General features: G+C 62.1%; 1 protein-coding gene and 1 tRNA gene. Both read right to left on the bottom strand.

Features of this window, described 5'->3' with window-relative positions:
• Nucleotides 1-51 precede the first annotated feature (51 nt).
• Nucleotides 52-127: transfer RNA gene (locus CA2_RS04930), tRNA-Asn, on the bottom strand.
• A gap of 74 nt (nt 128-201) precedes the next feature.
• Nucleotides 202-630 (bottom strand): YbaN family protein, encoded by a 429-nt coding sequence (locus CA2_RS04925; RefSeq protein WP_439708927.1) that lies wholly within the window; start codon nt 628-630, stop codon nt 202-204.
• Nucleotides 631-866 lie beyond the last annotated feature (236 nt).

Below are 866 nucleotides of genomic sequence, written 5' to 3'. Positions count from 1 at the left end.
AATATACCGGTAATGTGTACGCTGCTTGATGGCGCAACATTGAAATCTTGTTGGCTCCCCGACCTGGGCTCGAACCAGGGACCTGCGGATTAACAGTCCGTCGCTCTACCGACTGAGCTATCAGGGAACAAGACCTAGATTATATACATGGATTTTTGGCCGTTTTGGCAGTTGGCCCAAAAAAGTGGGAGCAGCCTGGGCCTATGCCGGTTCGGGGCGCCTCCACAGCCACAGCAGCACGCAGGCCATGCAGCCGCAGGCCAGCCAGCGCACCCACACCGGCGTGGGGGTCAGCCACAGGATGGCTGCGCACACGGCCATCATGACGGTGGCACTGCGTTTGGCACGGCGGCTGACCAGGCCGCCCGCCTGCCAGTTCTGCAGCATGGGTCCAAACAGCGGGTGCCGCCACAGCCAGGCGTGCATGCGTGGGGAGCTGCGCATGGCGGCCCAGCCAGCCATCAGGACGAAGACCGTGGTCGGCAGGCCCGGAATGAACACCCCGGCGATGCCCAGCGCCAGGGCCAGTACCGCCAGGGCACGCAGCAGCCAGCGCGTGTACCAGTGGCGCGCCACGATCGGGGCGGGCACGGGGGCGGTGTCGGCAGCGTCTTCGGGCGGGGCAGGCAAGGACATGTGTTCGATTGTGCCTGGGTCTGTGGCAGCATGGCCGGCCACGATGGTGCGTGCCTGCATTAAAAGGAGCAGGTAGCGCTGTGTGGATCAGGGTTTGCGTATCCAATCCATCGGAATGGCTGATTTTGCGAGCGCTGCCAGCTATGGTTTTGTGAAGTGAAGTGAAGTGAGGAGCTGTAGCTGTAGCTGTAGCTGTAGCTGTAGCTGTAGCTGTAGCTGTAGCTGTAGCT

The sequence above is a fragment of the Comamonas aquatica NBRC 14918 genome, from assembly GCF_000739875.1.
GTDB classification, from domain to species: domain Bacteria; phylum Pseudomonadota; class Gammaproteobacteria; order Burkholderiales; family Burkholderiaceae_C; genus Comamonas; species Comamonas aquatica.
This window is presented reverse-complemented; position numbering and strand designations above follow the sequence as displayed.